21 protein-coding genes, 4 tRNA genes and 1 other RNA gene are annotated in these 17,623 nt (G+C 41.4%); 8 read left to right on the top strand and 18 right to left on the bottom strand.

Features of this window, described 5'->3' with window-relative positions; all coding sequences use genetic code 11:
- Window positions 1-9 precede the first annotated feature (9 nt).
- The 3 genes from PWQ49_RS00760 to PWQ49_RS00750 all read right to left on the bottom strand — a co-directional run bounded on the left by PWQ49_RS00760 (window position 10) and on the right by PWQ49_RS00750 (window position 4,779).
- Window positions 10-681, bottom strand: a complete 672-nt coding sequence (locus PWQ49_RS00760; protein WP_300606476.1) for a hypothetical protein — start codon at window positions 679-681, stop codon at window positions 10-12.
- 79 nt (window positions 682-760) lie between these two features.
- On the bottom strand, window positions 761-3,430 hold the full coding sequence (locus PWQ49_RS00755) for an AAA family ATPase (protein ID WP_300606474.1): 2,670 nt from the start codon (window positions 3,428-3,430) through the stop codon (window positions 761-763).
- Complete coding sequence (locus tag PWQ49_RS00750; protein ID WP_300606472.1) at window positions 3,427-4,779, bottom strand: exonuclease SbcCD subunit D; 1,353 nt, start codon at window positions 4,777-4,779, stop codon at window positions 3,427-3,429. Before PWQ49_RS00750 ends, PWQ49_RS00755 begins: the two co-directional genes overlap by 4 nt.
- Before the next feature lie 219 nt (window positions 4,780-4,998).
- Between PWQ49_RS00750 and ffs the strand changes: the two genes are divergently transcribed.
- The 3 genes from ffs to PWQ49_RS00735 all read left to right on the top strand — a co-directional run bounded on the left by ffs (window position 4,999) and on the right by PWQ49_RS00735 (window position 5,745).
- Window positions 4,999-5,313, top strand: an RNA gene (ffs, locus tag PWQ49_RS00745) — signal recognition particle sRNA.
- A gap of 51 nt (window positions 5,314-5,364) precedes the next feature.
- Window positions 5,365-5,449, top strand: a tRNA-Ser gene (locus PWQ49_RS00740).
- Between the two features lie 62 nt (window positions 5,450-5,511).
- The gene (locus PWQ49_RS00735) at window positions 5,512-5,745 is read left to right on the top strand and encodes a hypothetical protein (protein ID WP_300606471.1); all 234 of its coding nucleotides are present in this window, start codon (window positions 5,512-5,514) and stop codon (window positions 5,743-5,745) included.
- Window position 5,746: 1 nt separating this feature from the next.
- On the opposite strand, the gene PWQ49_RS00730 is transcribed toward PWQ49_RS00735, so the two are convergent.
- Both PWQ49_RS00730 and PWQ49_RS00725 read right to left on the bottom strand, forming a co-directional pair.
- The gene (locus tag PWQ49_RS00730) at window positions 5,747-6,061 is read right to left on the bottom strand and encodes a ribonuclease P protein component 4 (protein WP_300606469.1); all 315 of its coding nucleotides are present in this window, start codon (window positions 6,059-6,061) and stop codon (window positions 5,747-5,749) included.
- Window positions 6,062-6,077: 16 nt separating this feature from the next.
- Window positions 6,078-6,749: an MBL fold metallo-hydrolase gene (locus tag PWQ49_RS00725; protein WP_300606467.1), complete on the bottom strand. Its 672-nt coding sequence runs from the start codon at window positions 6,747-6,749 to the stop codon at window positions 6,078-6,080.
- A gap of 240 nt (window positions 6,750-6,989) precedes the next feature.
- Between PWQ49_RS00725 and PWQ49_RS00720 the strand changes: the two genes are divergently transcribed.
- Window positions 6,990-7,388: a DUF1699 family protein gene (locus PWQ49_RS00720; protein ID WP_300606465.1), complete on the top strand. Its 399-nt coding sequence runs from the start codon at window positions 6,990-6,992 to the stop codon at window positions 7,386-7,388.
- A 31-nt stretch (window positions 7,389-7,419) separates the two neighbouring features.
- On the opposite strand, the gene PWQ49_RS00715 is transcribed toward PWQ49_RS00720, so the two are convergent.
- Window positions 7,420-7,839: a secondary thiamine-phosphate synthase enzyme YjbQ gene (locus PWQ49_RS00715; RefSeq protein ID WP_300606463.1), complete on the bottom strand. Its 420-nt coding sequence runs from the start codon at window positions 7,837-7,839 to the stop codon at window positions 7,420-7,422.
- A 16-nt stretch (window positions 7,840-7,855) separates the two neighbouring features.
- Complete coding sequence (locus PWQ49_RS00710) at window positions 7,856-8,053, bottom strand: hypothetical protein (RefSeq protein WP_300606461.1); 198 nt, start codon at window positions 8,051-8,053, stop codon at window positions 7,856-7,858.
- A 92-nt stretch (window positions 8,054-8,145) separates the two neighbouring features.
- Between PWQ49_RS00710 and PWQ49_RS00705 the strand changes: the two genes are divergently transcribed.
- Window positions 8,146-8,622 (top strand): hypothetical protein, encoded by a 477-nt coding sequence (locus PWQ49_RS00705; protein WP_300606459.1) that lies wholly within the window; start codon window positions 8,146-8,148, stop codon window positions 8,620-8,622.
- 28 nt (window positions 8,623-8,650) lie between these two features.
- A complete protein-coding gene (locus tag PWQ49_RS00700) occupies window positions 8,651-10,033 on the top strand; it encodes a DHH family phosphoesterase (protein WP_300606710.1) in 1,383 nt (460 codons plus the stop codon).
- On the opposite strand, the gene PWQ49_RS00695 is transcribed toward PWQ49_RS00700, so the two are convergent.
- From PWQ49_RS00695 to PWQ49_RS00685, 3 genes are all read right to left on the bottom strand, one after another.
- On the bottom strand, window positions 10,026-10,823 hold the full coding sequence (locus tag PWQ49_RS00695; protein WP_363321781.1) for a DUF128 domain-containing protein: 798 nt from the start codon (window positions 10,821-10,823) through the stop codon (window positions 10,026-10,028). The two genes, PWQ49_RS00700 and PWQ49_RS00695, sit on opposite strands and share 8 nt — an antisense overlap.
- Window positions 10,824-10,836: 13 nt before the next feature.
- Window positions 10,837-11,565 carry a glucose-6-phosphate isomerase family protein gene (locus PWQ49_RS00690; protein ID WP_300606457.1) on the bottom strand — a complete coding sequence of 243 codons (729 nt, stop codon included), beginning with the start codon at window positions 11,563-11,565 and terminating at the stop codon, window positions 10,837-10,839.
- Between the two features lie 239 nt (window positions 11,566-11,804).
- Window positions 11,805-11,876: transfer RNA gene (locus PWQ49_RS00685), tRNA-Ala, on the bottom strand.
- Window positions 11,877-12,053: 177 nt separating this feature from the next.
- Here PWQ49_RS00685 and PWQ49_RS00680 point away from each other — a divergent pair.
- Window positions 12,054-12,130: transfer RNA gene (locus PWQ49_RS00680), tRNA-Ile, on the top strand.
- Between the two features lie 132 nt (window positions 12,131-12,262).
- Window positions 12,263-12,640, top strand: coding sequence for a transcriptional regulator (locus PWQ49_RS00675; RefSeq protein WP_300606455.1), 378 nt, complete (start codon window positions 12,263-12,265; stop codon window positions 12,638-12,640).
- A gap of 250 nt (window positions 12,641-12,890) precedes the next feature.
- Here PWQ49_RS00675 and PWQ49_RS00670 read toward each other — a convergent pair.
- From PWQ49_RS00670 to hpt, 8 genes are all read right to left on the bottom strand, one after another.
- Window positions 12,891-12,962, bottom strand: a tRNA-Gly gene (locus tag PWQ49_RS00670).
- A 73-nt stretch (window positions 12,963-13,035) separates the two neighbouring features.
- Window positions 13,036-14,199 carry an O-phospho-L-seryl-tRNA:Cys-tRNA synthase gene (pscS, locus tag PWQ49_RS00665; RefSeq protein WP_300606452.1) on the bottom strand — a complete coding sequence of 388 codons (1,164 nt, stop codon included), beginning with the start codon at window positions 14,197-14,199 and terminating at the stop codon, window positions 13,036-13,038.
- 18 nt (window positions 14,200-14,217) lie between these two features.
- Window positions 14,218-14,493, bottom strand: a complete 276-nt coding sequence (locus tag PWQ49_RS00660) for a DNA-directed RNA polymerase subunit L (protein ID WP_300606449.1) — start codon at window positions 14,491-14,493, stop codon at window positions 14,218-14,220.
- Between the two features lie 21 nt (window positions 14,494-14,514).
- A complete protein-coding gene (locus PWQ49_RS00655; protein ID WP_300606447.1) occupies window positions 14,515-15,162 on the bottom strand; it encodes an exosome complex RNA-binding protein Csl4 in 648 nt (215 codons plus the stop codon).
- 95 nt (window positions 15,163-15,257) lie between these two features.
- The gene (locus PWQ49_RS08250; RefSeq protein WP_363321780.1) at window positions 15,258-15,518 is read right to left on the bottom strand and encodes a hypothetical protein; all 261 of its coding nucleotides are present in this window, start codon (window positions 15,516-15,518) and stop codon (window positions 15,258-15,260) included.
- Window positions 15,519-15,536: 18 nt separating this feature from the next.
- Entirely contained in the window at window positions 15,537-15,875 is a 339-nt protein-coding gene (locus tag PWQ49_RS08245; protein WP_363321779.1) for a 50S ribosomal protein L11 methyltransferase, read from the bottom strand.
- Window positions 15,868-16,854 (bottom strand): diphthamide biosynthesis enzyme Dph2, encoded by a 987-nt coding sequence (gene dph2, locus PWQ49_RS00645; protein ID WP_300606445.1) that lies wholly within the window; start codon window positions 16,852-16,854, stop codon window positions 15,868-15,870. The genes PWQ49_RS08245 and dph2 overlap by 8 nt, the downstream gene beginning before the upstream one ends.
- Window positions 16,845-17,414 carry a hypoxanthine/guanine phosphoribosyltransferase gene (hpt, locus tag PWQ49_RS00640; protein ID WP_300606443.1) on the bottom strand — a complete coding sequence of 190 codons (570 nt, stop codon included), beginning with the start codon at window positions 17,412-17,414 and terminating at the stop codon, window positions 16,845-16,847. The genes dph2 and hpt overlap by 10 nt, the downstream gene beginning before the upstream one ends.
- Between the last annotated feature and the right edge of the window lie 209 nt (window positions 17,415-17,623).

The raw sequence follows: 17,623 nt of genomic DNA, 5'->3' as shown, positions 1-17,623 counted from the left end.
GCAGAAGGATTATTTCCTATGGGTGATGGTTATGACAGTGTCTTCATCGTCTCGGCTTTCGACAGTTTCAAATTCTGTCTCCTGCTTTTTTCTGGTATGACTTCGTTCATCGGCAATTATGTACTCGCAATCATAATTTTCTGCTTGCCCGTTGCACTTGTCGGAGATTGATTTATTTTCAGGTACGATTAGCAAGTCATCTTTTGTTTCTATCTCTGGCTCAGGTGCATCATCCTGAACATCCTCATTAATATCCCTTATACTGAAACTCATGGTGCGACCTGGTTTCTTAGGTGCAGGCATGATAGGTTCTTTGGGTTTAATCCTTACAGCAGATTCTGGAGGCTCCCTCCTATTAAAAAAACCATCGTTTATTCCAGTATGTTGCCTAGACTTAATTTGAGAACTGTCTTCTTTTTCCGGATTTTTAATTTTCTGGATCATGGATTTCTGATCAAGCAACTCGTCCATCACTCCGCTAACATTATTTGCAAGTTCCTGGACTTTTTGTTCTAGCCTCATAAGACGTTTATTAATTTCCAGATCACTTAGGAGATCATCACGTAATTCATGAATTATAGAATCTCTGAGTGTATTTTTGATCTGTTCAACCTCTTCAGTTTTTTGTAAAAGCTGCTTTTCAAGCCGTTCGATTACAAAATCCCTCTGACCTGCTTCCAATTTTGCACCTCACAAACCAGTTCTTCCCTCATTCCCACATTTAAAAGACAATTCTATATAACTTATTGCTTTTTGTTCGTCAAAATGAACTAATTGTGGATATGTTTGTCGTCGGGTCTTTCTCAACTGAAAACACATTATCTGCCGAATCAATAAGTGTTTCGTTATGGGATACAATAATTATTTGTCCGGCTCCGGTATCCCTCATAAGGTCGATGAGTTTGATAAGCTGATGAACATGGCCGCGATCTAGGAAAACAGTTGGCTCATCCAGTATGAGTGGAGGCATTTCGTTATTGTATACCCCTCCATCAAGCCCCCTTGAAAGCAGACGATAAATCGCACATCTCAATACAAGGTTGAATATTGCTCTCTCTCCACCACTAAGAAGTTTTGGCTCAAGTGGCGTCCCGTCTTTTTCGTAAACCGTAAGCTCGTAATCGCTGTCCAGCTGTATTAGAGAGTAGGCGTTGTTGGTATACATGAAGGCAAAAATCTCATTAAGTAACCTGCTAAGAGCTTCTATATTACGTGCCCGCAAATCTGCCCTTAACCTCAGGTACATCTCTTCAAGGTCTTCCGCTTCTTTATATACATCGTCAAGATAGCGTTTTTTGTTGAAAAAAATTCTGAGCTTATTCTTGAGTTCTTTCTGCCTTTTGATAGCTGTCTCCACCTGTCCCATTTCAATTAGTGCTTCATCTTTCTGCTTGCGAATAGTCTCGATTTCTCCAGACAGTCCAGTATAAGCCATTTCCAATTTATGGAGGTTTTGTTGCAGTTTAGCCGGATCATTCTCACCCAGTTTTACTTTGAGTTCATCCGCTCTTTTTTTCAGGGAAAGGATCTGTTTCTCGAGAAGCCCGGCTTTCTCCTGCTGTTCATTCTCCCTTTCATGTAGGTGTTTTATCTCGGCTTTCATCTCTCTGTAATCGAGATTGTGCCGGGAGAGTTTATTCATCTGTTTCAATTTGTTTTCAAAAACCTTGTGCTGCAATTTCGCTTTTTCTTTTTCGATACTCAAAAGATCCAGTTGTTTTTCCAAATCATCAAGATCCCTGCCAGATTTTTCCAGTTGCTCCTGTATTATTTCCCTTTCATGCTTTTCTTCTTCAATTTGTGACCTATAATCTCCAATAGTAGTTTTCGAAGTTGCGAGTTGGTTTTCAGCAAGCTGTATCTGGTGCTGCAATTCTTCAATCTTATCACGGTGCCTCTTTGCAAGGTTCACCAGTTCCACCTTATTGAGAATCTTCTTCTCTTCAGCCTGCACTTCCATAAGCTGCTTCTTTAGTTTTTCCAGCTCTTTCTCTTCGGCGGCAGTGGTTTCATTAATCGGAGATCCGTGCATGTCTTGTCCACATGTAGGGCAAAATCCCTTCTCAATTAGGGTACGGTTTTTAGCAATCTGCTCTGTTAATCTGGTGATTTTTGTTTCCAGTTCCACGCTTTTGCCGTGGAATTGTTGTCTTCGGTTTATGATCAAATCATTGATTTCATCCAGATTTTCCGTTTTCTTCCGATCAAACCCGATTTCCTCAAGTTGACTGTATATGCCGGCAATTTCCTCTTGCAATTTAGATATCTGTTTTTTCGTATTTGATAAGCTCTTTTCCTGTTCATCGATCTGATCCTGTAGTCGGGATAATTTCACCGAGATCTCCCTCTGGCGCTGTTCCATAGTCTCAATTTGCTGTTTAGCAGTTTGCTGTCGCATAAGAGTAGCCTTTTCATCAGCTTTGAGGGATTCAATGGCATTGTATGCTTTTCTCTCTTCCTCATTTGCTTTCTCAAGTAATATCTCAATATCCGAAATCCTCTCAATACCAAGTTCTTTCTGTAAGCTCCCTATCTCCACACTCAATTCCTGACAGGATTTTTCAAGTTCAAGGATCTGGGCACGGTATTCACTTTCAGCCTTTAATGCGGCAATTTTCTGTTTCTGGAGAATCTGGATTTCATCCATCAACTCATTTTTCTGCTGTTCCAATTCAGCATAACTTTCAATCTGTTTCTGGATTTGATCAATTGCACTTTTTGCCCGCTCCCTTTTTTCCCTCATATTGTTTAATTCAAGATCAAACCTGCCTATTTTTTCCTTAAGCAAATTGAGCTGCTTTACAGGTGACAATTTTTCGATTTTCTCAATCTCTTCTTTGTGATCTTGGATCCTTGCTTTTGCTTCAGTAATATGCCTTCGGAGTCCAGTACGTGCTCCTTTTGCTCTCTCTCTATATTCCTCAAGCTTGCCTATCTGGAGCAGGTCATCAATCATACGCTGCCTTTCTTTTGGCTTTGCATTGATCAGGACATCAATTTCTCCCTGCCTGACGTATACGCAATTCCTATAAGCTTCCTCGTCCATTCGCAGCAGTGCCCGAATATTATCATATGTGAGGTTGACCTGATCAGCAATCAATTTACCTTCCATCTCCATGCTTGACAGTGATGTTGATGCTTTTCCGGTTTTGGGGTTATTCCTGAACTGCTGCGTGATTTTATAGTTATGTCCCAAGTGTTCAAATTCAATAACAATAGATGCATCTTCGCATCCCTTTCTTATCATATCAGAAAGAACAAAATTTTTTGGAATTCCTCTACTGCCAAATAATCCTATGAAACATGCCTCCAGCAGGCTGGATTTTCCGCTGCCGTTAATACCCGAAACTACCGTGACCCCGTCATCAAACCCGATTTCCATATCCTCATAACTTCGGATATTTTTAATATGAAGTCTTTTAATCTTCACAGGTAATCCCCCAGATTGTATTGGCGAGGTTTCTTTTCTATCTGTTTTTTATCCTTCCGGTCGGATCCGGGTATACTAGTTTCAATCTTACTTTTCTTAGGTACAGGAGCCGGGTTTGGAGACTCCTGAATTTCAGTTGGTAAGGCTCCCTTCACTTCTTCAGGAATCTCTTCTTTTTTTATCTCATCACCTTTGCTCACATGATCAGGAAGTTTGCTGAAATCCATCTCATCAAGAAGTTTCCTGAAAGCCTCCTCGGTAACATTGTCTATATTGGATTTTGGAATTGTCAGATCACGGATGATTTCATCGAGGAGAAGACCTCCCTTTGTAAGTCCCATTTTTTCGATTTCTTCTTTTACTGCCAGATCGGGATCTGCAAAATTTATCTCAGGACGTTCTTCTTCATCTTCGTATCCTGAAATTCTTCTGTCATTGATCCTACAGGCAACAGCTCCTTCTTTCAGGATAAAGTCTTCAATCTGGTTATAGGATATGTCCGAAGCTGTGTCTCCAGTGATTTCCAGGAAAACGACGGTATCGCGAATTTGGTTTTCCTTGATTGTATTGAAAATGTCTCTATAGGTGTCTGAATCTGCTTTTAGATCGACATTAACGTACCGGAAATCCCTTGTATTAAGATTGCGTCTTCCAATGTCGATACCTTTGTCACTTACAGTAATCAGGTTGTAACCGCGCGTTTCTTTCTCAGAAGCACTGTTTCTTTCAGTGCTTCCAGGGTAAGTAAGCCATGTATTCCCGACTTTTGTTTTTTCATATTTATGGTAATCTCCAAGAAGGATAGCTTCTATCGGGAATGGCATTGAAGATATGAGAACTTCACTGTCCCATTCCCCAAAAGGAAACGGGGTTACAAGCTGGTGCATTACAAGAAAAACATGATTGATATTTTCAGGAGGTTTGGTAAAGACGGAATAATCAAATCCTGCAATTTTTGGTTTGGGAATGCTATCGATGCCATATATTGCACAGTTATTGAGAATATAAGGCTCGCTTCCCAGCCTTATTGCCACTTCCATGCTCTGGAAAAGATCCAGCCACTGTGTATTTTGCTTGCTTTCGTGGTTGCCCACAATTGCAAGAAAAGGAATCCCGGCTGCCTTTAATCGGGAAAGAATTTGTATTGTATGGAGAATGTCTTCCAGAGTCGGGTTTCGTGAGTCAAATAAGTCTCCGGCATGGATTACTGCATCAATGTCCATTCCAATGGCATCATTGATTATGCTTTCAAAAGCTTTCAGGAAATCATGCCTTCGGATATCGCTGTGATACTGCTTATAACCAATATGTGTATCAGCAGTGTGTATTAGTCTTATTTGCTCTCCCATCTTATCTCCTTTTATATGAATGGGTCATTGAATCTTAAGTATTATGGAAACGCTAGCTCTGTAGAAAGGGGGGCAACGAATAATTTAAAAATATGATCAAATGTGCTACACGATATTGGACACTAATCCCTATTCAAGTCTGATGATGTTGATTTTGATATGTTTTCTACAGATCCCAAAAAGGAATACTTTTATAAACCGGCATGCCTATGTTAGGGGTGGCAGGCTAGTCCGGATAGTTCGGCGTCATCTGTAACCCGAAATCGTCGATACGCGGGGGACGAAACCAAGGGAAGGTTTCTGGATCATCTTCAAACCTGTGATCTCAACTGCGAAGCTCCGTCCTGTCTGGATGGTGCTGATATGGAAGCTGGTTGGAGAATCAGCTTCTGTATCTTCATCGCGGGGACCGGCCGAGGCCCGGAAGGGAGCAGGCTTACCGTGAGCATACATCGCTTTCAGGGTTGCGGAGTGGAGAAGAGAACACAGGCTACTTGTTGATGTGAAAGAAATCGACCCAAGGTGTGCCTGCCACCCTATACTGGAAAATATTAAATATCCGATAGTCTTTATGGACTGATGCGTGACGAGATAGCCAAGCCCGGTATGGCGCAGGATTGCTAATCCTGTGGTGCCCTGCACCTCGGGGGTTCGAATCCCCCTCTCGTCGTCCTATTCCTTTGTACTGTTTTGTCGTCACTTATATCTATAAGAATTACAATGGTTTGTCATATGTCAAAACATATGAGTGAACTTCCGGTCATTCAAAAACCATCTGAAAATGAAAAAAAATCCTCTTCCTGTGACGGATGCAATACAAAAGGATGCTGTGGTGCCCTTGGAATTCGTTCAGGTGCTGAAAAAGAAGAAGTCTACCGGAACGTGGCTATTTATGTCACAATAGGTATTGTTGTAATTATCGGCGCCTATATTCTCAAAAGTCTCATGTCATTAATTGTAACCTGAATCAGCGCTTGTAAGGATAGCGCATTATTCTCCCGCATTTGAGACATGTAATACAAATATTATTTTTCTGCAGCCTAACCCTACAAGTGCTTCCAGGCACAAGATAGGAATTACAACTCCTGCATACTTTTTGCCTGTACTTCCGCGGAATACTGACACGATAGCGCATCCCCAGTTTGCGTGCAAGTGCAGCATACCTGAAGCTCCTTTCAGGGTGAGTTGAAAACTCCTCTTCAGCAAGCTCAAAGAGGCGGCATATGCGCTCTGATGCCATTTCTTTTATTAGATGCTTCCTTTGTTTACGGGAACGTGCCATAATACACCCGATATCCTCATGATTCAACAATGTTTTCGAGGATGATTACTTCAACATCCGGTGCTTTCTCTTTTACAAGGGATACAAAAAGATCAATATCCCCATCCATTCCTTCCAGGGTGCCATAGTGCATTGGAATTGCAATTTTCGGCTTGATCCATGAAACCGCTTCTGCAGCATCTTTTTCATCCATCCCGTAGCCTGCAATTGGCAAAAGCACAACGTCTGCATAAATGCCCTTCATTTCTTCAACAAGATCGGTATCGCCTGCATGATAGACTCTCTTTCCACCAATATTAACAATGTAACCAACACCCATCCCTTTTGGATGGTTGGGTTTCTCAATATTGTAAGCATGAACAACGTCGATATCCAATCCTTTAATGGAAAGTTCATTGTGCAAAATATCCCCTGCCTTAATCCGTCTTGCATCTCCACGGAACTCAAGACTACAGCTTTCAGGAATCAGGGAGGTTGCAGTGCTTTTTCTGACTTTTCGAATCGAACTTGGAGAACAATGATCGTGATGTTCATGTGTGATTAGAAGAACATCTGCCTGGGAGTCAGGGTCTATGTACGAGGGAACCGTGTAAGGATCAATATAAACAACGTGATCTTTGTCCCTGAGGATAAATCCCGCATGACCCAACCATTCAATTGTAGCAGAACCTATATGCAAACTTTTCATGTACATCCTTCCTTGTAAGCTGATAGTTACCAAAGGCTATAACCTTTCTGATTTGGGTGAAATACGTTGCCAAAAGGATTTTTCTACCACCTGTGCAGATGATACAATTTCCCCAAAGTAATCTTTCGTCTTTTTTAATAAAATTTATATAGAATTGATCTGTATATACACATTGGCAGAATATCTAAAAGATTTTTTGCTGACTAAATTAGTCTTGAAATAAGACGGAAGGGGCCACATATGAAAATACGCGTAGTGAGCTCAAAGGAAGAAATAAACACATTAAATGAAGATGAGGAAATTGTGCATCTTGCATTCCGTCCATCAAACACGGACATCTTTAATCTTGTAATTAAATGTCCAAAGGTGAAAGCATTGCACATCCCAAGTTCTTACAAGAGGACAATATCATCTTCTGCAAAAATGTATCTTGAGATGCAAGGAATCGAACTCCTTGAAGGAGATGTCTGGGGACACAGGAAAGACATCAATGAGTATTCCGAAGTATCCAAAAACGTCTATGATCGCATAGATGAATACAGGAAAGAAGGGCTTTCTGAAGAGAAAATTGTCGATAAAATGGTAAAAGAAACAAGACTGAGTCCGGATTTCATCAAATTCATTATGCAACAGCAATGAGAAGGGAGTCCCACTGGGACTTCTTTTTATATTAATCTCCGACTATCTGAACAATCACTTTTCTCGTCCTTGGACGGTTATCAAGATTTAAGCAGATTACCTGCTGCCACGTTCCCAAAGGAATCTTGCCATCTATCAAGGGTAGTGATATGCTTTGACCTATGAGTGATGCCCGTATATGTGAATGCCCGTTCCCGTCATTCCAGCGTTCATTGTGCCGATATTCAAGGAACTCGGGAACAATCCTTTCAAGGGCATTTTCCAGATCATGTACCAGACCAAGCTCATACTCAATTGTTGTTACTGCACTGGTAGAACCCGGTGAAAACACACAAATAATCCCATTTTTTATAGAAGAAGATTCAACGGATTCCAGTATCTGCGAGGTTATATCAATAATATCAGTCCCTTTGGCCGTTTCAAAAGAAAATTCATCCGAATAAACGACCATCACTACCACCATAAAATTATTTCATATCCACAAGTTTGAGGCCGGCAGCCGATACACCAAAAACAAACAGCACTAAAACGACCACATACCCATATCCTTCATAATTGGCAGAACCTTCGGAGTTGCCGAAAGTTGAATGTACGACAATAAGAAGCAAAGTGAAAAGGACAATGGAGCCTATTGCAAGAAGAATTTCAAGTGTTTTCTTATTCATGTTAGTAGAATTGTATATCTCATACATGAAATTAACGCAGTAACATTTAAGGAACATACAGAGAAAACTACATCAAACATACTAGGATACACATGACAGAATTTGAGAGAGCGCTGGTACAATCATTCAACCAGTTTTTTGAAAAAACTAATATACGTGCCATTGCACACCGCATCAAGCAGCATCGCTTTACACCACAGTTTCTGGATATCCTTGTTGATTCGCTCAATCCAGATTATTATCTCGGTATCGAATGCAAGAGTATTTCCGTGGATAAGGGGGCGAATGCATTATATTTCAGTCAGCATTTTACTGTAGATAAAAACGGGGTTCACCAGGTGGAACGAATCGGTGATTATATTAAAAAATCCGGAAGAAACGGATTTCTGGCTGTTGAATTGCGCTACGGTATGGGAAAGGCAAGAGCTGCATACGCCATACCCTGGAAAGACATTGCCAAGAAGTATGCCAGCGGAGAGCTGAAATACACTATTTCTGAGATACAGGAATACCCCGAAATCAGACGAAATGGGAATTTGTATCTAATTGAACCTGAATGCTGGAGATAAGGAGGTAGCTATTTTGGGAATAAATAATATGAGTTCCGTTTTTACCCAAATGAAAAAGACTGCGTCTTACTGTGCAACTGAAATACAAAAACATGATTCTGTATCCGTAGTCTCACATATTGATGCTGACGGACTGACATCTGCAGCCATTATATGCACCTCACTCCAGAGAGCGGGAATAGAATACGATGTCAGATTTGTAAAACAGCTCGATGAGACGATAATCGAGGATGTTGCAAACATCAATCCTGAAGTGGTAGTTTTCACTGATCTGGGGAGTGGAATGCTGGAAACCATAAACAAATACGGAATAAATGCGGTTATATCTGATCATCACCAACCTCAGGGAACAGGGGAATTCCACCTCAATCCACATCTTTTCGGGATCAACGGATCCTATCAGCTAAGTGGATCAGGAACCACATATATACTTGCAAATGAACTTGGCAACAATAAGGATCTTGCCGGTCTTGCCACCGTGGGAGCAGTCGGAGACCTTCAACACCTGAAAAAAGGCGAACTTACTGGAATCAACCGCATGATACTAAAAGAAGGTCATGCAAATGGGGTTGTTGATTATTGCAAGGACATCACACTTTTTGGGAAGCAAACACGACCTGTATTCAAATTGTTGCAATTTGCATCTGATCCCTACCTCCCGGGACTCACAGGAAACGAAGACGCCTGCATAAAATTCCTTGCAGACATTGGGATCCGATTTAGTGGAGACGAACGCTGGAGGCGATGGATAGATCTTGAAGTGCCAGAAAAACAGAAGATAGTCTCGGCACTTATACAACATTGCGTCCAGTCAGGAATTCCGTCCTATAAAGTGGAAAGAATGATAGGGGAGGTCTACCTCCTGTTAAATGAAAAAGAAGGGCAGGAAATGCGAGATGCATCCGAATTCTCAACTCTCCTGAATGCAACAGCCAGGTACGATCATGCTGATGTTGGGATGGCGGTTTGTATGGGTGATCGGGGGGATGCCTATGATCGTGCAAAAGCACTGCTTTATGAGCATAGGCAAAATCTTGTAAAGGGACTGATGTTTGTGAAAGAAAATGGCATCATCCAAATGGAAAACCTGCAATACTTTGATGCCGGAAATAACATCAAGGAAACAATTGTCGGTATTATTGCAGGAATGAGCACCACAGTCATTGGAAACCGGAACAAGCCAATAATTGCTTTCGCGGATGCCGACTCCGGTGTAAAGGTTTCAGCTCGGGGAAATCAGGATCTTATCCGACGCGGACTTAATCTTTCAAAAGCGATCTCAGAAGCATCAATTGCAGTGGGGGGTACTGGAGGAGGACATGATATAGCAGCCGGTGCCACAATACCTGCATCTTCAAAACAGGAATTTGTTACTATACTCAACCAGATAATAGGGCAGCAGCTCAGATAAAATCTTCAATGTGACGCATGGAAGCAATGTCGATAATACTTGACATCGCATGCGTCCAGATAGACATGCCACTTTCTTTTACAATGGCCATGGGGTTTGTCCCGCTAATTACCACCAGACCAAGGTGATCGCGCTCAACCGGAACATCCAAAACGCGACTATTTGGTTCTCCTACTTCCAGTATTCCGCTGATACCCACTTCCATCATATCATAGAGAGTCCTGTCAATTTCATCCCGGGCAGACATGTGCAATTCTCTGAGGTTTGCAAGGATTTTCCCGGAACCGGTGTGTAACATCTGCAATACGGAAGTAATGTCCTGCGACATCAGGACTTCAAGAGGATCAATCGTAGTACTTGTATAAGTTAACACGTCGGTGAACCGAACAGGTAAGCCGTTGTGTATCTGGACAACTCCACCAAACTTGGGATTTGATAAAACACCTGATTTCAGCAGAAGGCCATCAATTGTAATGCTGCACATGGTGGCAATACCAACTTTTCCGGGAGGTATTTTTAAGCTTCCGATAGTCTCGCCTGCATGGAATAACCTAAAAAATGGACTGATTGAAAGACCACTATTGAAAGCCACACCCATAATTTCAAGAACCCTGTCAAGATCATCTTCTCTCACAATAGATACATTTGCAATAATGTCTCCTTCCATTGTACTGAGATCGAGAGTTGTCTTAAACATCATGTCCACAATCTTTGAAGACATGAATAAGACAGGCTTGCTATATTCCTGCATACCTACACCTGAATGTGTTTGTATAAGGAATGCAGCCATTGAAGATATATTTTTAGTTGATCAATGAATATAAAGACTCCATGAACTCCTGAGGTTTTGTCAGAAAACGAAGCTTATCCGGATCATTGATAAGATCATACATGTCTTTTCCATGAAAAAGACCAAATTCAGGCATCTCTCGGGGTTTTAGATACCTGATATCCGCAACGCTTGAATAAGATGGATTTTTCACGAATCCGTCCTTAAGAAGATAATAGGCAGCTCCTCTTTTTTCCTGTATTGGATCATAGATTGAAGAAAAACTTCTGCAAACCCAGTTAGCCATTTTGAGATCTTCGGATGAAGCGTTAATTGTGACATGTCCATAGTCCGGAGGGATTACTACAATATCTCCTTTAGAAGCACGTACGACGATTACATCGGAAACATCTGCTGAATCATCATACTGTAAAAGGTAGGTAGCTTTGCCTTCAAGAACCTGATAAACTTCTGGGTAGGTTATAGTGGTGCCGGGAACCATCGGGTGGAAATGTCCTGCAGTTTTTATGAATTCTCTTCCCAGCATCCCAGTGGGAATAATAGTAATATCATATCTCAGATCGTACATCTTCATTGTATTGTGATCATCTTCCGTGAGGAACAAGTCACGATACATATAGTAGAGTTCCCTGTTCTCGGCAGTTTTTAGCCACTCACGGTCATAGAGTACTTTATCCATATCACTAAGCATACGGACATTTGGAGCATACTTTATTCCTCCGAATATAATCGTATTGTCCATTAAATCCCTCATAACTACCCCTGATTTACATGTGAATTATAAAGTACAAAAAAAGTTAAATGTTTCGTTTCTATAGAAATCCTTGTTAGAACAAGAATTTAATGGAGTTTCAGAGTTTGCACAACCATCCCCGTTTTGTGTTTTCAGTTGGCAAACAATATACTTTTTATTTTGTCGTTGTGTAAAAATATAAAAAAGTGTGTTTTTCTACAGTGCCCATTTCAATAGTAGTTATAATGTGGACCGGTCGGGAATTGAACCCGAGGCCTCTACCATGCCAAGGTAGCGATCTACCCCTGATCTACCGGCCCAAAAGAGCACAAACACACTTGCAATCATCAAAGATAAACTTATCGATTATACCTCCTTTACATTTTTATTTTTTTGAAAATTGTGTTATAATCACGGACCAAAGCGAAATATTAAAGTACTTGAATGTTTATCTGGTAGCTCGCACGATGTCCAATCGCGACTGAATGTGACTGAATGGGCCCGTAGCTTAGCTTGGTGGAGCGCACGGCTGATAACCGTGAGGTCCTGCGTTCGAATCGCAGCGGGCCCACCAACACTTTTCCTCAACTCAGCGTGGCAATATATAGGCATTTTCATCCAAGAATTTTGAAAGTAATAGTTATATATCTTCTAAAATATATAGAATCTCTAAGTGAATTTAGGTCCGTATATTAGTGGTGATCTGATGAATGATGAAGCTGTTTCCAGTATGAATGAAAGAGAGATAGAGATCGCCAATCTTTTCAGGAAATTAAACTTATCAAAACCCATATCAAAAACTCTTGCTTGCCTCTCATCCACTGATAAAATTACATCAAGGGAAATTGAAATGAGATCTCAGCTCAGGCAGCCAGAGGTCAGCATTGCAATGAAATACCTGTGCAAGAAACGTGGCTGGGTACTCTGTGAAGATGTCAAGAAGAATGAGGGCAAAGGTCGTCCGGTCAAAGTTTATCGTCTTGCGCTTCCTCTAAGAGAAATTGTTGATACGCTTGAACGTGAAATTGTTGAAGAGAACGAAATGCTTATGGAAAACATTGTTCGTCTCAAGTCTTATTCCTGAGATAAATAATTCGGTTCATCTCCCACATACTTTTTTCTGCAAATTTTCTTTTTTTCATAAATTAATCTAAACCTTTAATTTATAAGTATGGTTCATTGCCAAACTCAAAAAAAATTCTACAAAGCCAGACAAAACAAAATCATCCCCTTTGTATGTATTTTCTTGAGCAAACAAACACGCGAGATTTCTACAAGGAAACAAGAGTTGAAAAGCCAGAATAACAACGACTAAAATCCCTATCAGAAAACGATGCGGCTGCCGGGATTCGAACCCGGGTTCTAAGCTTGGGAAGCTCAGGTCATAACCACTAAACCACAGCCGCATGAGTCGGGGAATATTAGTCTGAAATTAAATAAAGTTTTTGTGGTAATATTCCACCACATGCTGTTTAGAATTCAAAACTTATCCTGATACTTGTCAATGATCTCTTCAAAAGAGTCAACAATATAGGACAAATCTTCTTTATCCACACCAAAAGTGCTGAGCTTGAAGTATTTCGTCAGTCCAGCCTTTATACCATGAATCCGGCGGGCTTTAAGTTCCTTGTAAAGGAAATAGCGCCCTTTTTTGACCTTCTGTGAAATTTCATAAAATACCGGTGCTTCAAAGAACATAAGGTCATGGTTATGTGGTTTGTCTCCAACCTGTATCAAACCCAGACCTTCGAGTTTTTCCGAGAACCAGCGGGCATTTGCAACTTCTTCATCCCAGTGCTTTATACGCTCCACAACTGCCGGAAAAGACGCGATCATCGTCATGATGGTGGCACCTCTGGCAGTACAGCCAAGGAATTCAATCTCCTTTACAGGATGGGTTGGCGATTTTCTGAATACTGTATCAACATAGTCTCCGTTTACCCCAACTATTCCTATGGGACCGGATGATGCCATTGATTTGTGACCACTGACAGAAATGAAATCCGCACCAATTTCCTTTGCATTAATAGGCATCCTGCCGGCTGAATATGCACAATTCAAAAGCAAAGGAACATCATACTCATGACATATTGAAGCAATTTTCTTTGCATCCGGCAGATTTCCGTAATTGCCGTCCGGGTATGTAAGCAATGCAAGTGCTGGTGGCTTACCTGATTCGCTTATTACTTTTTCGATTGCCCTACCATAAGCTTCTGGATCAATGTAATAATCCGGATTGCCATTATGTTCAACTGATTCAATATTAAGCCTTGCCCGCTGGGCAGCAACAATTGATGAGTAATGTGCAAGTCCATCTACCACAACACAGTCTCCCTCATTGGCAATTGAATGCATCACTGCAAACTTGGCCTCCCTTGCACCATTGGTAATACGTGCACCGTCCACACCTAAAAACTCAGGCAGGGCTTCATGTATGAAATCCTTAATAGGCGGCTGCTTTATGATATCAAGGGAACCGGGGCAGAAGTCACATATAGAGTAGCCATCACCCCACTCTTTAAGAGCTTTTTGGGCTTCAGGGGTAAGCTTTCCGCCGGTTTGCAGAGGGTCAATATTGATAAAATCCTTTGGTCCTCTCTCAATAAAACCAAATTTGGAGAGACTGTTTGAATCCAGTACCATAAATAAGCCTCATGAAATTCAGGCAAGTGCTTTCTGGAATACTTCCATGAAATTGTCAAACCTTTCAATGAGGTTTCCTGCTGCTTTCCTGATGGTTGCAATTGGATCTTCGCCATCAGTCTTGACAAAAAGTACGGGATCGCTTATAGTGACATGTTTCATGTCATATGTTGCGATCTCTACGTGTTCATCTTCGAGCAAAACAGACTTGAGTAAATTAAGAAGGGTATGGCTCTCTCCCCGGATTTCAAGTCTGATTTCATTATCGGTTTTTTCCAGGATTTTTAATTCCATAAGTAGTCACCTGTATCAATTTTATATCTCACCGCTTCCGTAATCTGAAGACAGATTGCGTTTCTCAACATTACCGCATGCTGGGCACTTAAGGCGCCTTTCATCTTTCTGCATTACAGTTCCACATCTTGGGCACATTGCAGACATCACACCAAGGTCTTTTTCCGCAGTTGAGAGGCGCATGTTTTCAATGTCAATAACTTTTGCCTTGACAATATCACCAAGTCCGAATTCATCGGCGATATTTTTTACATAGGAATCCCTGATGTTTGATATGTGAATGGCAGCAATCCCGGGATCTTTAATTTCACGTTCCCCATACCCTTTAATTGCTGCAATTTTCACAAGGGCCATGGAATCCCTAAGATTTATAATCATACCCACAACTATGTCGCCTTTCTTAACAACCGGTGGAATGCCTGAGGCAGGTTTAACTGATACTTCCCTTTTCTTCCTGTTGATCTGGACCGTACCAATGCGACTTGCTAAAATGTCACCCCTAACAGTATATGTCCCGTCACCGCCTTTGAACTCTTCAGTGATTCCCACTACTTCTCCAGGCAGGACAAAATGCTCTTCCAGTTCTTTCTCTTCTGGGGATTCATCTGTTTTTCCTACTTCTTCTACTTCTCCAACTGTTTCATCCCCTTCGATTAACTCTGATTTCATTTTCTGTTCATCTGAAGAAGCGGATTTTAGCCTTCTCCTAGTTGTTTTCTTCTTAGTATTTTTGAGTCTAATGAAAATCCCTCATATCTATTATATTAGTTTGAATGAGAACCGGACTTTATCCTGTATACTTCCACTTCAATTTGTTCTACATCCTTTTTATGGAATTTAAATGTTCTTTTTATCGAGAAACTTGCAGAATAGGTGTCTGTTACAATGGCAGGCCTTATATACTTCTCGATGAAACTCCGACTACCTTTATTATGTATGGAATAGACTGTGTCTGCAATTTCCAAGGCTTTTTTGAGAAAAGGTCTGTCGTTTCCTTTGCATTGGGCTCCAAATGGAGGATTCATAACAACGGTATCAGCATGCTACTGGATGGAATCGATTGGAGAGCAGACAAATTCAACTTCAACACCCAGTTTTTCTGCATTCCTGCGTGCTATCATAAGAGGTCTGGGATCAATATCATATCCAATGACTTCTTTAGCTCCCAACAATTTTGCACCGATGGCCAGCATCCCAGTCCCACAGCCCAGATCAATAACAGTGCCTTCAAGATCACCCTGCATGTAAGCAAAATGTAAGATCTCCGCTGCAAGTGTTGCAGGTGTCGGGTATTGCTCAAGGCTGATATCAGGTTTTTCAAAGCCTTCTACTTTTTGCAGCCGCATCTCAAGTTTGCGCTGTTTCATAAGTGCTTCATTCACCTCTTATCTCATCAAAAACAAGTTCTTCCCGCTCTCCAAGTACAATCTCGAATTCTGGCGGAGTAAGCATCGGAGCAGGATATCTGCCGGCATCATCGATTGCAATACGCGGACATGCCGTATTGACGATAACATCCACTTTAAAATTCAACAGCTGCTCCGGGGAGACAAGATCCATGGTCAGAATATAGGCCTGCAACCCCTTTTTCTTTGCACTACGCAGAAGATATTTTGCAAGTTCCATCCGCTGCTGACCGGTTTTTGTGGATACAACTATCGCCACAACCTTTGAATTCATGGCTTTGCCGATTGCAGCATATCGTTTTTTCATTATCGCATGGGTGTCCACTTTTCTGACTTCATTAAGATAGGGGTCTGCAATAATTACAGGCTTCTTGCTACAAAGCGCCACGCCAATTGGATGGAATTGTCCCCCACCGATATATAGGTACTCATCACAGTCCTCCGAAAAAGCAGCGGAAAAATTACATCCCAACACCTGTCCAGGATATGCAATCCTGCTATCCCCTTCCGCTATTACTCCCTCCTTACCTACTTCTTCAAGCAGCCTGCGTATACCTTCCAGTTTGTGGACATGCTGTACAGTCGTAATCAGGCCAATACGTATTCCTTCAAACAGTGGAATTGCTTTGCGAACCACTTCCCCAAGATCTACAGGTGAGCGTGCTTCAATATAAATTACCTTCCCGCCGTCATCCTCTCTGATTGTGGAATGACCAAAATGGAATACAAGATCCATAGTTTCAAGAAGCTGTCTGTCAAGGTCACATGCACCATAACAGGGATTTGCTGAAATCTGCACTTCAGCACCGGTTTTATTTTCAATCTCAGAAGCAATTGAAAAGGACCTCCGTTTAAGCCCTTCGGGAAATTGGAGCCCCACTTTGCGAGCATTACGGTTTTTGATCTCATTGATTATTCGGTCAATTCCCAGATCAAAATCTTCAGTTACTCCCAATCAGCAACCTCCGTTACAATCACTCCGTCAGGTTTCACATCAATAGTAACAAGGACTTTGACCTTCACACCTTCGGCGGAAAGTCTTGATGCACCGTCCCCCCGACCGATTACAACCACAATATCCACGATTTCAACGCCCATCTCCTGAAGTCCCTTCACAAGGACATCCATAGTACCTCCGGTGCTGATGACATCATCTACGATAAGAACTCGGTCTCCTTTCTCAATGCCATTGATATACAATTCACTCTTCGAATAGCCGGTACTCTGGGATAATTTGACCTCACCTTCCAGACAATATCTCCTTTTCCTTATGACAGAATATGGGATGCGGGTTTTCAGGGAGAGAGCAGTAGCAATCGGAATGCCCATGGCTTCCACGGTCACGATGCGATCAACGTTCATGTCTGCAACATTCATGATTCTCTTTGTAACATCTTCCAGTAATTCGGGTTCAATCAGAGGAATACCGTCCGCAATGGGATGGATAAAATAGAAGTACTCTCCTCGTTGTATCACCGGGGCAATAGATAAGGATTTTTCAAGGATTTCAGGCATTTTAAATGTTCCTGCTTTTAAATGGTTATTATAGCAGATGTATTGAAAGAATGCTGGCAGATAAAGGTTCTCCTTATTTAAAGATGGTGGGCATGAATTAAACAAATTATATTCTACAGGCTGAATCAATTCCAGCATCTAGGACACAAGCATTATAAATTTTGCATATGTTGTTTATCTGGCCTGTAGTAGCTGGTAATTATCAATAC

The organism is Methanohalophilus sp. (assembly GCF_030156785.1).
In the GTDB taxonomy this organism is placed as follows: Archaea; Halobacteriota; Methanosarcinia; order Methanosarcinales; family Methanosarcinaceae; genus Methanohalophilus.
The sequence above is the reverse complement of the archived record's forward strand: the minus strand, read 5'-3'. Positions and strand labels throughout refer to the sequence as shown.